The organism is Marinobacter sp. AN1 (genome assembly GCF_026013985.1).
Taxonomy (GTDB): Bacteria; Pseudomonadota; Gammaproteobacteria; order Pseudomonadales; family Oleiphilaceae; genus Marinobacter; species Marinobacter segnicrescens.
Map to the genome: position 1 here is coordinate 169,417 of NZ_CP110342.1, position 11,742 is coordinate 181,158.

Genomic DNA, 11,742 nt, shown 5'->3' on the forward strand with positions numbered 1-11,742 from the left:
CGGTCGCGACCGAACCCCGTCCGGCACCCCGCATTTCCACCTCGAACCTGACATGCTAAGAGGCAAGACAATGGAAATCTTCAAGTCTACTGAATCCGAAGTTCGCGTTTATTCACGGGCCTTTCCGGTCATTTTCAACCGGGCCAAGAACGCGCACCTGTACACCGAAGACGGCAAGGAATACCTGGACTTCCTGGCTGGCGCCGGGTCCCTGAACTACGGCCACAACAACGATGTCCTGAAGAAAGCATTGCTGGAATACATCGAGGCTGACGGCGTAAGCCAGGGCCTGGATCTGTTCACCACCGCCAAGCACGACTTCATTGAGTCCTACAAGAAGTACATCCTTGAGCCCCGCGGCCTGAACTACAAGATGCAGTTCACCGGGCCTACCGGTACCAACTGTGTCGAGGCCGCCCTGAAGCTGGCCCGCAAGGTGAAGGGTCGTACCAACATCATTTCCTTCACTAACGGCTTCCACGGCGTGACCACCGGTGCCGTAGCGGCTACTGGTAACAAACATCACCGTGGTGGCGTGGGTATGCCCCTGGCCAATGTGGACTTCATGTTCTACGACGGCTACCTGGGTGAAGACGTGGATAGCCTGGCGATCATGGACAAGCTGCTGTCTGACGGCTCTTCGGGCTACGAAACCCCGGCGGCGGTGATCGTCGAGGCCGTCCAGGGTGAAGGTGGTCTGAACGCGGCTCGCGCCGAGTGGCTGCAGGGCCTGGAGAAGCTGTGCAAGAAGCACGACATGCTACTGATTCTGGATGACATCCAGGCGGGCAATGGCCGCACCGGTGAGTTCTTCAGCTTCGAATTCGCCGGCATCAAGCCTGATATGGTGACCGTCTCCAAGTCCCTGAGCGGCTACGGCCTGCCCATGGCGCTGGTGCTGTTCAAGCCGGAACTGGATATCTGGGAGTCTGGTGAGCACAACGGTACCTTCCGGGGTAACAACATGGCGTTTGTGACCGCGCGCACCGCCATCGAGACCTACTGGAAGGATGACGCCTTTGCCAATGAGGTGAAGGCCAAGACCAAGGTTCTGGGCGATGCCCTGCAGGCCATCTGCGACAAGTATCCCGGTGAGTTCCACGTCAAGGGCCGTGGCCTGATGCGTGGTATCGAGGCGAAAAACGCCGAGCTGACCGATGCCATCACCGCCCGCGCCTTCGAGAAGGGGCTCATCATCGAGACCAGTGGTCCCAACGACGAGGTCATCAAGTGCCTGATGCCGCTGACCACCAGTGAGGATGACCTGAAAAAAGGTGCTAAGATTCTGTCTGAAAGTGTGGACGAAATCATGCAGGAAGGGATCAGCAAAGCGTCATAAGACGCCAGTGACCCGGCTGGTTGATTTGGTGGTTTCCCGGGCTGGTCCCGGGAAACTGCAAATCTCGCGGGACGGGCACTTGTTGACCTCCCTGGCCATTCATTCTGCAGGATAATGACGGAAACACCATGACTAGCCAATTGCATACCGTCGAGAAGATCGGCGGTACCTCCATGAGCAACTACGAGGCGGTCCGAGATAACATCATCATCGGTGACCGCAAGAAAGATGACCTGTATCAGCGCATCTTTGTGGTCTCCGCCTACGGTGGCGTGACCAATGAGCTTCTGGAGCACAAGAAAACCGGTGAGCCGGGCGTCTATGCCCTGTTTGCCGATGCCGAGTCTGACTGGGCCTGGGGTGACGATCTCACCAAGCTGGTGAAGTTCCTCACCGACATCAACGGCGAACTGTTCGTCGACCCCATGCTCAAGCAGCAGGCCGACCAGTTCATCACCGACCGTATCGAAGGCGTTCGCGGCTGTCTGATCGATCTCCAGCGGCTGTGTTCCTACGGCCAGTTCCAGCTGGAAGAGCACCTGCTGACCGTGCGGGAGATGCTGGCGGGTATCGGCGAGGCCCACAGTGCCTTCAATACCGCTCTCAAGCTTCAGCAGGAAGGCATTAACGCCCGTTTCGTGGATCTGACCGGCTGGCGCGACAATGAATTGTTGCCGTTGGATGAAAAACTCAAGCAGGCGTTCGACGCTGTCGACCTGACCCGTGAGCTGCCCATTGTGACCGGCTATGCCCAGTGCAAGGAAGGTTTGATGCGTACCTTCGACCGGGGCTACAGCGAGATGACCTTCAGCCGGGTAGCGGTGATCACCAATGCTCGCGAGGCCGTCATTCACAAGGAATATCACCTGAGTTCCGCCGACCCCAACATCGTTGGTGCCGACAAGGTGGTGCCCCTGGGTCGGACCAACTACGATGTGGCCGACCAGCTGGCCAACCTGGGTATGGAAGCAATCCACCCACGTGCCGGCAAGGGCCTGCGCCAGAATGAGATTCCCCTGCGGGTGAAGAACACCTTCGAGCCGGAACATACCGGCACCCTGATCACCGGCGACTATGTCAGTGAGAAGCCCCGGGTTGAAATCATTGCCGGCGCCAAGGGCATCTTCGCCATCGAGGTGTTCGACCAGGACATGCAGGGCGAGCCGGGTTATGACCGCAGGATCCTGGAAGTGCTGAGCCGCTTCAAGGTGCGGTTTGTGTCCAAGGATACCAACGCCAACACCATTACCCATTACGTGGACAGTACTCTCAAGCACGTGAAGCGGGTGGTCAAGGCGCTGGAGGAAACCTTCCCCAATGCGGAACTCAATACCCGCAAGGTGGCGCTGGTGTCGGCCATCGGTTCCGACATGAAAGTGCCCGGTATCCTTTCCCGTTCGGTCAAGGCACTGGCGGATGAGGAAATCAGCGTGCTGGCGGTTCACCAGTGCATGCGCCAGGTGGACATCCAGTTTGTGGTGGACGAGGACAACTACGAGAAGGCCATCGTGGCCCTCCACGGTGTGCTGATCGAGCCCCACAACCACGAATACGCCATCGTCGCCGCCTGAGGAGGCCCTTCCTCACGGCAACCGGTTATCGACGGGTGAAACCGGTCGCTTCACCCGTTGGTAAGGGGGGATGTCTTGCCTCCTGATCGGGGTGCCCGGCACTTTGTGCCGGGTGCCTTCCGGTCCCCTGATGACGACTTTTTTCCGCATACCGAACCTTCGTTTAACCTCCGCTGACCTCACTGTTGTGGCAATCCGCGCCGGCTTTCTGTCCGTAAACACTGACAGAACCTGAACCGGGACCGGTATGGTCCGGCCCCTGTGGAGTGCCCATGCGACATGACTCCTTCAACGAGCTTTCCGAGAGCCTCGTTTCCCGGTATTTCCGGGATGTTTCCGATCATGATTTGTTGACCCCGGCCCAGGAACAACGGCTGTCGGCCCGGTTGACCCGCCTGTTCGACAGACTGGCCGCTCTCACCGGCCGGCCCGTACCGGCAACCATCCGCGAGGCCCGCGACTGTTACACGGATCTCCCATTGAGTAGCAGCCGGGGGCAGCGCCTGAGAGCGTTGCTCGAGGGTAGCCGGGAACGGTTAATCCGCAGTAACCTTCGGCTTGCCGTCCACATTGCCCGACGCCATGACTACACTGGCACTGCAATGGGTGACCTGATCCAGGAGGCCAATATCGGTCTGATCAAGGCGGTGGACCGTTTCGACCCGGCCCGCGGGTTCCGTTTTTCCACCTATGCATACTGGTGGATTACCGAGGAGGTGCGCCGGTCCCGGAAGCGGGGTTATCGGGTGGTTCGCACCCCGGACCATATCATCGATGAAATCCGCCAGTTACAGGCCGTCACCATGCGCCTGCATCATCGCCTCGCCCGTCCGCCCCGTCAGAGTGAGCTGGCACAGGAAATGGAGGTGGATCCGGCGCGGATCAGCGAGATCCGGGGCTACGCGGCGACCGAGCTGTCTACCGAGCTGACTCTGGGCGAGGATACCGATACATCATTGGGAGATACGCTGTCGGATGACCGGGCAGATCCTGCTTCCCTGGTGCAGGAAGACGACCATAAGCGGACCCTGGAGTCCCTGATGGGCCACCTCAGCCACCGCGAGCAGGAGGTGCTCACTCGTCGTTTCGGCCTGGGCATGAACTCCGGGCATACCTTACAGGTCATTTCTGAGGATCTGGGCATCAGTCGAGAGCGGGTGCGCCAGATCGAGAAGACGGCCATCCGCAAACTGAAACAGCTCACCCTTCCCGGAAACGGGGATAATGTCAGGGGTGAAGGGACATCCAGCCAATGACCGCAAGCTGACAGATAACCACCACGGTGGTTAGCCCCATCCGCAGGCGCCGATACCACAAGGGCCAGTAGTTATAGAGCCAGCGCACGTCTATCAGGCACAACGCAATATACGCCACCGGATACACCAGGGCCCGCCACTCCAGCGGCAATAGCAGGGCCAGCCCACCGGCCAGGAAAAGCACCTGGCTGATAACCAGCGTGACAACGGGTGACAATGGATAGCACCGGTTTTCCAGTTGCATGGCTACCGGCCAGTAGACCCCCGCCATAAAGGCAAGGATGCCGGCACTATAGATATGGAACCATGATATCAGCCAGCTGGCGTGCGCCGGCATTAGAAACAGTCCGATGACGCCGGCCAGGAAAGGGACCAGCCCGGCCACCCCCACCAGGATGGCAAGTCTTTCGACGGAAATCACTGCTGCTGCCCCTGAATCCGGATTCGCAGCGGATCCACCGGTGCCGGCGCCATCCCAACCATCTCATTGTAAGCGGAGCCGTGGACCACATCGGTGCGTTGAATGTCAATTTCCTTTAGGGTGTCGAGAATCTCCCAACTACTGCGGAAGAGTCGGGTTCGGCCACGGGGGTCCGACAGGATCAGGGTCTGCTCACCAAGGTAAATACGGGCCATGTATCTTTGTCCTTCGATGGACAGGATTTCCAGCAGCGTCACCGGGCCGGTTCCGGCCTTGTGCAGTTCAGCAAGGGTAATGCGCACGGGTAGGTCCCCATCGGGTCGAGGTGGTTGTTCGATACCCGACTTTACGCCGTGACCGGAGGGAAGGATCAGTGTGGCGGCAAGAAAAAGCGGTCCGGCGAGCCCAGTTCCCGGCAGGGTTCGTGGGCATGGCACTGCACCAGATGATCGTTAACCATGCCAGTGGCTTGCATGAAAGCGTATACGATGGTGGGACCGACAAAGTTGAAGCCGCGCTGCTTGAGCGCCTTTGACATGGCTTCGGCCTCTGGCGTGGTGACGGGAACCTCGCTGATGCTTTGCCAGCGGTTCTGGATGGGCAGCCCGTCCACAAAGGACCACAGCAACTGGCTAAGGGACTCGCCCTGCTCTTCCATGGCCAGCCAGGCCCGGGCATTGCGGATGATCGACTCAACTTTCAGGCGATTGCGGATTATGCCGGGGTCTGCCAGCAGCGATTCAATTTTTTGCTGGTCATAGCGGGCAATCTTCTCTGGATCAAAGGCGTCATAGGCAGCCCGGTAGTTGTGCTGTTTACGCAGGATGGTAATCCAGCTCAGGCCTGCCTGCTGGCCGTCCAGGCAGAGCTTTTCGAACAGGGCCAGGTCGTCGGTTTCCGGTCGGCCCCAGACATTGTCGTGATAGTCCACGTAGAGTGAGTCGTTGCCACACCAGGGGCATCGTTCGGCATTATGGTCCATGGTGCTGGTTCTCCTGTTGTTCAGCGCGCCGAGGTCCTCTGGGCCATGGGGCAAATCATCCAGGGCTGCTCGGACAGGCGCTCCAGCTCCGCCGGCACCAGGTGGGCTTCGTCACTGGTGTGGACCAGGTGAAGGGCCGGTGCGGCCTCGGTACTTTCATCCTGCCAGACAACCGCAATCATGTAGCCTTCTGCCTGGGTCAGCGCCGCGTGCCATGTTTCACCGGGGCGGTCACCAAGCAGATCAAGGTTGGCGCTGACTTCCAGGGTTTGCAGGTTATTGGCAATGCCACGGCCTGTGGCCTTGAGCCAGGCCTCCTTGAGGGTCCAGACCTGCAGGAAGGTGTCCTGGTCTGGCTGGGCGAGCAACCAGTCCTGCTCCCGTTCGGTGAACCAGCGGCGCACGATGCGCCTCCAGTTGGTATCACGGTACAGCGGCTCGATATCGACGCCGATACCCTGGCGGGAGGACACCGCACAGGCAGACATGCCGTGACTGTGGCTCAGGGAAAGATGCCAGCCCTCGGGCTCGGCCGAGGCCACCGGGCGACCGTGTACCGGGCGGCACAGGTGGGGGGCGTGGCCGCTTACGCCATAAAGGGACTGCCGTACCAGCCAGCGGCTGTGGACAAACTCCATCAACCGGCCCGTGGCCATCCCGGAGGCGACTTCGCGTTCGTAGGTTCCCAGCCAGTCCGGGAAGTCGTATGGCTCGAGGGGCTGACGACCGAGCCAGACGGAAACGGCGGCCCGATCAGGGTTGGAGTCTTTGGATAGTCCAGCCATTGTCGCTCCTGAGGTATTCGAAACGGTCATGCAGGCGGCTCGGGCGACCTTGCCAGAATTCGATGCGATGGGGAACCACCCGGTAGCCGCCCCAGAATGACGGCAGCGGGATTTCGCCATCACCGAACTTGCGTTTGATCTCGGCGACTTTCTGCTCCAGCAGGCCCCGGGAACGGATCACCTTGCTCTGTTCCGACACCCAGGCGCCGAGTTGGCTGCCCCGGGGGCGGCTGGCGAAGTAACGTAGCGATTCGGTCTGGCTGACCCGGGTTACCGAGCCCTGCACGATCACTTGCCGGTTCAGGCCGATCCAGGGAAACAACAAGGCGGCATTCGGGTTTTCCTCAAGCTCCCGGGCCTTGCGGCTGCCATAATTGGTATAAAATACGAAGCCGTCCTGGTCGAAGTATTTCAGTAACACCGTACGCAGGTCAGGTCGGGAATCCGCGCCGGAAGTCGCCAGCGACATGGCATTGGGCTCGAGGATACCGGCTGTCCTGGCATCGTTGAACCAGAGTTCGAATTGCCGGAAGGGGTCATCGTCCAGGTGCTCGCGGTCGAGGCCTTCGCTCTCGAAATCGCGGCGCATATCACCTATATCCATCGGGGATTCCTGATATAAAGGTTGGGTTCGAATCTACGCTTCTATATTCTTTCAGGATCACGTGCGCTTGAGAACCTCTAAGGAGTGAACGAAGTGACCGAAACCGTCCGACGCAAACCTGCCTACCGCCGTTGGTGGTTCTGGCTGCTGGTGCTGGCGTTGGCCTGGCTGGTCACCGGGTTCGGCCTGGTTCCCCTTTACCTTGCTTCCGCTATCCCCGAACGGGTGCAGCAGTACCTCGGCTGGACGGCCGACACCGGGGACGTCAGTTTCAACCCCTTCACCTTTACCCTGACCGCAGAAGACGTCAAGGCCAAAGACGGTGAGGGCGCCCCGGTCTTCGAAGCAGATGCCGTCACGCTGAACCTGGGATTTTTGCAGCTGATCCGGGGCTCCCTCAATGCACAGCAGCTTACGCTGGACAACCCGTTCCTGCGGGTCGACCTGCTGGGCGATGGCAGAACAAACCTGGTCAAAGACTGGCGCGAGCATGGTGCGACCGGGAGCAACGAGGGCGACCGCTCATCGGTTCAGTGGATGCTGGGCGAAGGTGTGGTCAACGGCGGGCGACTGCAGCTGCGACGACTGCCAGCGGGGGATGACAATGAACCTCACACCCTGACCCTGGAAGCCCTTGGGCTGACTGTGACCGATGTGGCCACCACAGATCAGGATGAGGCGGGCAGCTACAGCCTGCAGGCCGTCATGGGTGAGCAGGTACTGGAGTCCGAGGGGACCCTCAGCCTGTCACCGGTGTGGTCCAACGGCCGTCTTTTGCTCGATAATGTCAGCGCCGACACACTGCGGGCCTGGCTTGGTGGCCACCTGCCCTGGTCGGTCAAGAGTGGCCGCCTGACCTTCGAAACCGCCTACCAGTTTGCCCATGATAACCAGGGTATCGCCCTGGCGACCCGGGATGGTCAACTCAGCGCCACGCGGCTGGAACTGGCCGACCACGAACAACCGGACCAGGTCCTGGCCAGTGCCGATACCCTGGCCATGCAGGGGGTGGCTTTCAACCTGGATGGGCCGGAGCTGGTGATTTCCGCCGTCACCGGTGAATCGCTCCACCTGGACGCAGTGGTGTCCCGGGACGGCACCCTGAATCTGACCCGTTCGCTCAGGGGTGGCGGCGAAACCAGCCCGGAAGGTGATAGCGGGGATGGACGTGGTCTGCGCTGGTCGGTGGGCCGGCTGGATATCAACAAGAGCACGATCGACTGGCTTGACGAACGCCCGGAAAGCGCGGTCCGGCTTGCCCTGCAGAACGTGGAGCTGAGCCTCGGGGCAATGACTGAGCAGTTGGAGGAGGCCATCACCTACCAGGCCCGCGGGGAGCTTGAGCAGGGCGGGACAGTTTCGGCCAACGGCCAGTTCACCCTGGCCCCACTGACGTTTGAGGGAGGGTTGAACCTTGATCAGCTGATGCTGGCTCCGTTCAACGGTTATCTGAGGGAAGTCAGCGAACTCGAGGTCCTGGAAGGGCGCCTTAATCTGTCGGGCAATATCGACATTGATGTGCAGGACGATCCGCTCACCGGTACTTTCAGCGGTCGTGGCAGTATCAGTCAGTTTGACGGCCGGCTGCCCGATGAAGACGACAGCATCCTGGCCTGGCGAGAATTGCGCCTCGACCCCATCGAATACAATTTTTCCCCGGCCCGGCTTGAACTGGGTACCGTGACGCTCTCCGAGCCGGAACTGGGGGTGGTCCAATACCCGCACCAACCCCTGAACCTGGTCCGTTTCCTTGGTCCGGCCAGCGGTGAGCCAGCAGGCAGCGCTGACAGCGAAGCAGAAGGCGCGCCCGCGCTTATCTTCAGGCTCCGCCAGCTAGACCTGGCCAACGGAGAGGTCCGCTACACCGATCATACACCCCGCCCTTCCTTCACCAGTCGCCTGCATGACCTGGAGGCTTCGGTTTCCGGCCTCAGCAATATCACGCCCCAGCAGGGCCGATTCAGCCTGCGCGGCACGCTGGACGATTCCGGCGATTTCCGCGCCGACGGTACCATCGCCACCCTGGGAACCGATGGGCGTTCAGAAATAAACGCCACCCTGGAAGGATTGTCCATGCCGGCGCTCAACTCGTATTTCGGCTTCTATCTGGGATACCGGGTCGATAGTGGCAAGCTTTCCGGTGAGGGGCGTTACGAGTTGCAAGGCACGCAGCTGGACGCCACCAACCACCTGGTGCTGGAGCGGCTCGAACTCGGGGAGGCGGTCCAGAGCGATGCCGAGATTACCGCCCCGGTCCGCCTTGGCCTTGCCTTGCTGCGGGATGAAGACAACCGGGTAAGCCTGGAAATTCCGGTCAGCGGAGACCTGGCAGACCCTGAATTCAGCCTGGGACCGGTTATGATGCGCACCCTTAGGACATCCCTTGTCAAGGCTGCCATGTCCCCCTTCAACCTGCTGGGCTCCATCGCTGACCTGGGGGATTACTCCCCGGAGGAGCTGGGTGGCGTTGCGTTCCTGGCTGGTGAGACGACCCTGGTGATGGGTGAATACACCAAGATGGAGAGTGTGGCAAAGGCCCTTGAAGCCCGGGAGGAAATTGTCCTGACCATCCGCGGTGTTGCGCTGGAGTCGGTGGACAGACCTGCCCTTGAAGCCAGGCTCGGAGAAGATGAATCCCTGCCGGATAACGCACTGGAGTCGCTGGCATCCCAGCGTGGGACCAGTCTGAAAAGCCTGCTGGTAGAAGAGTACGGCGTTGCCGAAGAACAGATATTCCTGCGGGAACCGGAGGTACGTCCCGGCGAGGGTGGTGAGGGACCTGTGACCATCGAGTTCGAACTGGAGTCCCGATGAGCGGGCAGGGCCTGAGTCATTTCTTTGCCTATATTGGCCGGTTGCGGTGGATTCGCCGCTGGGGCTTGATGCGCAACGCGATTGAAGAGAACGTTGCTACCCATTCATGGGAAGTGGCGACGCTGGCCCATGCCCTGGCGGTGATCCGTAACCGGCACTTTGACGGCCAGGTCAATCCTGAAACGGTCGCCACCGCAGCCCTGTACCACGACGCCTCCGAAGTGATCACCGGTGATATGCCGACCCCGGTAAAGTATCACTCGAAGGTGATGCGCGAAGCCTTCCGGGACATCGAGCACAAGGCATCCGATGAGCTACTGGCGCTGCTGCCCGAAAGCCTGCAGTCTGACTTTGCCCTCTATATCCAGGAATCACGCTGGCAGCCGGATGTGGCGGAGCTGGTGAAGGCAGCAGACCGGTTGTCGGCCCTGCTCAAATGTGAGGCGGAAATCCAGGCCGGCAACCGGGAATTTGAGCCCGCCGCCCAGCAGATCCGTGAACGGCTGGAGCAGGAAGGCCTGCCGGAAGTGAGGTATTTCCTGGAAGTGTTTGCACCGGGTTACAGTCAGCCACTGGATCATTTGCTGGGGGGGTGATTCCCTGGACTGGGGTTGTTCCTGGTCGGGTGGCGGCAGCAATCGCCTCAGGCCGCAAGAACCTGGTTACGGCCGCTGTTCTTGGCCTGGTAGAGTGCCTCATCGGCTCGCTTGAAGGTGGTCTGCAGGGTTTCACCGACCTGGTGAATTGTCACGCCTTGGGACACGGTGACCCGGTATCCCTCAGGCAATTCATCAAAGCGTAGCGCTTCTACCGCCTTGCGGATGCGCTCCGCTGCGGGCACGGCATGGTCTGGCGATGTATCCGGGAAAATCAGCAGAAATTCCTCCCCGCCAATGCGTCCCACGTAATCGCCTTTACGAATGGTCGCCTGAATGGTGCGGCTGACCTTGCGCAGGATTTCGTCCCCGGCCTGGTGGCCAAACGTGTCATTTATGCGTTTGAAGTGGTCAATATCCAGCACGCTGATGCCCAGCGCCTTGGGGCCGGGAGACTGCCGTTCACTGCGGGCGACTTCCCGTTCGAATTGTTCCATCACTGTGCGGCGGTTGGGCAGACTGGTCAGGGAGTCGCGTGTCGCCAGTTCCACCAGCTCCACGTTGGCGTGCTTCAGTTCCCGGTTGCGGATACTGAGTTGGTGCCTTAGCTCGGAAATAAAGCTGCCAAGGTAGGCAACGATGGACAACACCGAGGCGTAGGCAAACAGGGTAACCGCTTCCAGCGGCCAGTAGATTCGCTCTGGAGCCAGCCAGCCCAGCACCAGTACCAACCCCAGGTAGCCCAGCCAGAACAGCCAGGCGATGGTCAGCATCTGCCGCCGGTTCAGGGCCAGGGCGCCGAACATAATGCCGCCGGTGGCCAGCAACAGGAACAGGATGCGTCCCTGGGGAAGGGCGACAAAGAACATGACATACAGGGAAGGAATGACCGGCCAGATGATCTGGATCATGGTCATACTGGGATCTTTGAACCGCAGGTTAATGCCGAACTGCAGTACAAGCACCAGAAGGGTTCCGCACAGCAGGCTGCTGGCGAAGAATACGAGCACTGGCTCCATTGGCAGGAAGCCACCAAGGTAGAGGCCGATTACCGCAAGGGCCGTACAGGCGTGGTTCGCAAAGCCCCAGATCATTCGCTTCAGGCGCAGGGACTGGGCTCGCTGTATCCTTTGCTCGATGCTTTCTGCCGTCATCTTTCCGCTGACTTGGTCAGTTCTTGTACGGTTGTTTTAAAGTGCGCCAAGATTACCACGAAATGGTTTGAATGAGTTTTCATCGGATTACAAATAGGGGGTTGAACCCTACAGTCCGATTAATTTGTATTTATGTGTCACGCTAATTAATCAGTGCCTACGGTATTGTTTGATTACTGTAGCAGAAAGTGACCAGAGCGTTGTGTTAAAGGTTGTATCC

Annotated in this window: 11 protein-coding genes; 5 read left to right on the forward strand and 6 right to left on the reverse strand. The window is 60.0% G+C overall.

The window, feature by feature from the left end; translation table 11 throughout:
• Nucleotides 1-70: 70 nt before the first annotated feature.
• The 3 genes from ectB (at nucleotide 71) to LJ360_RS00765 (ending at nucleotide 4,166) form a co-directional block, all read left to right on the forward strand.
• Nucleotides 71-1,339: a diaminobutyrate--2-oxoglutarate transaminase gene (gene ectB / locus LJ360_RS00755; RefSeq protein WP_091851750.1), complete on the forward strand. Its 1,269-nt coding sequence runs from the start codon at nucleotides 71-73 to the stop codon at nucleotides 1,337-1,339.
• A 128-nt stretch (nucleotides 1,340-1,467) separates the two neighbouring features.
• Nucleotides 1,468-2,910 carry an aspartate kinase gene (locus tag LJ360_RS00760; protein ID WP_091851747.1) on the forward strand — a complete coding sequence of 481 codons (1,443 nt, stop codon included), beginning with the start codon at nucleotides 1,468-1,470 and terminating at the stop codon, nucleotides 2,908-2,910.
• A gap of 272 nt (nucleotides 2,911-3,182) precedes the next feature.
• Nucleotides 3,183-4,166 carry an RNA polymerase sigma factor RpoD/SigA gene (locus LJ360_RS00765; protein ID WP_264994957.1) on the forward strand — a complete coding sequence of 328 codons (984 nt, stop codon included), beginning with the start codon at nucleotides 3,183-3,185 and terminating at the stop codon, nucleotides 4,164-4,166.
• Here the strand turns inward: LJ360_RS00765 and LJ360_RS00770 are convergent.
• From LJ360_RS00770 to pdxH, 5 genes are all read right to left on the reverse strand, one after another.
• Nucleotides 4,138-4,587, reverse strand: a complete 450-nt coding sequence (locus LJ360_RS00770) for a DUF3429 domain-containing protein (RefSeq protein ID WP_264994958.1) — start codon at nucleotides 4,585-4,587, stop codon at nucleotides 4,138-4,140. The genes LJ360_RS00765 and LJ360_RS00770 overlap by 29 nt on opposite strands.
• Nucleotides 4,584-4,889, reverse strand: a complete 306-nt coding sequence (locus LJ360_RS00775) for a DUF6482 family protein (protein ID WP_091851739.1) — start codon at nucleotides 4,887-4,889, stop codon at nucleotides 4,584-4,586. The genes LJ360_RS00770 and LJ360_RS00775 overlap by 4 nt, the downstream gene beginning before the upstream one ends.
• 68 nt (nucleotides 4,890-4,957) lie before the next feature.
• On the reverse strand, nucleotides 4,958-5,569 hold the full coding sequence (locus tag LJ360_RS00780; RefSeq protein ID WP_264994959.1) for a DNA-3-methyladenine glycosylase I: 612 nt from the start codon (nucleotides 5,567-5,569) through the stop codon (nucleotides 4,958-4,960).
• A 20-nt stretch (nucleotides 5,570-5,589) separates the two neighbouring features.
• Nucleotides 5,590-6,354 carry a 4'-phosphopantetheinyl transferase family protein gene (locus LJ360_RS00785; RefSeq protein ID WP_264994960.1) on the reverse strand — a complete coding sequence of 255 codons (765 nt, stop codon included), beginning with the start codon at nucleotides 6,352-6,354 and terminating at the stop codon, nucleotides 5,590-5,592.
• Nucleotides 6,323-6,958: a pyridoxamine 5'-phosphate oxidase gene (pdxH, locus tag LJ360_RS00790; RefSeq protein WP_091851733.1), complete on the reverse strand. Its 636-nt coding sequence runs from the start codon at nucleotides 6,956-6,958 to the stop codon at nucleotides 6,323-6,325. The genes LJ360_RS00785 and pdxH overlap by 32 nt, the downstream gene beginning before the upstream one ends.
• A gap of 93 nt (nucleotides 6,959-7,051) precedes the next feature.
• Here pdxH and LJ360_RS00795 point away from each other — a divergent pair, with 93 nt between their 5' ends.
• Both LJ360_RS00795 and yfbR read left to right on the forward strand, forming a co-directional pair.
• Nucleotides 7,052-9,772: a DUF748 domain-containing protein gene (locus LJ360_RS00795; RefSeq protein ID WP_264994961.1), complete on the forward strand. Its 2,721-nt coding sequence runs from the start codon at nucleotides 7,052-7,054 to the stop codon at nucleotides 9,770-9,772.
• Nucleotides 9,769-10,368 carry a 5'-deoxynucleotidase gene (yfbR, locus tag LJ360_RS00800; protein ID WP_091851727.1) on the forward strand — a complete coding sequence of 200 codons (600 nt, stop codon included), beginning with the start codon at nucleotides 9,769-9,771 and terminating at the stop codon, nucleotides 10,366-10,368. Before LJ360_RS00795 ends, yfbR begins: the two co-directional genes overlap by 4 nt.
• Nucleotides 10,369-10,415: 47 nt before the next feature.
• Here yfbR and LJ360_RS00805 read toward each other — a convergent pair whose 3' ends face one another.
• Nucleotides 10,416-11,522, reverse strand: a complete 1,107-nt coding sequence (locus LJ360_RS00805) for a GGDEF domain-containing protein (protein ID WP_091851725.1) — start codon at nucleotides 11,520-11,522, stop codon at nucleotides 10,416-10,418.
• Nucleotides 11,523-11,742 lie beyond the last annotated feature (220 nt).

Bases quoted from the DNA above. Each gene is read 5' to 3' on its own strand.
- ectB (WP_091851750.1), top strand. From the start codon at position 71: ATGGAAATCTTCAAGTCTACTGAATCCGAAGTTCGCGTTTATTCACGG.
- LJ360_RS00760 (WP_091851747.1), top strand. From the start codon at position 1,468: ATGACTAGCCAATTGCATACCGTCGAGAAGATCGGCGGTACCTCCATG.
- LJ360_RS00765 (WP_264994957.1), top strand. From the start codon at position 3,183: ATGCGACATGACTCCTTCAACGAGCTTTCCGAGAGCCTCGTTTCCCGG.
- LJ360_RS00780 (WP_264994959.1), bottom strand. From the start codon at position 5,569: ATGGACCATAATGCCGAACGATGCCCCTGGTGTGGCAACGACTCACTC.
- LJ360_RS00785 (WP_264994960.1), bottom strand. From the start codon at position 6,354: ATGGCTGGACTATCCAAAGACTCCAACCCTGATCGGGCCGCCGTTTCC.
- pdxH (WP_091851733.1), bottom strand. From the start codon at position 6,958: ATGGATATAGGTGATATGCGCCGCGATTTCGAGAGCGAAGGCCTCGAC.
- yfbR (WP_091851727.1), top strand. From the start codon at position 9,769: ATGAGCGGGCAGGGCCTGAGTCATTTCTTTGCCTATATTGGCCGGTTG.
- LJ360_RS00805 (WP_091851725.1), bottom strand. From the start codon at position 11,522: ATGACGGCAGAAAGCATCGAGCAAAGGATACAGCGAGCCCAGTCCCTG.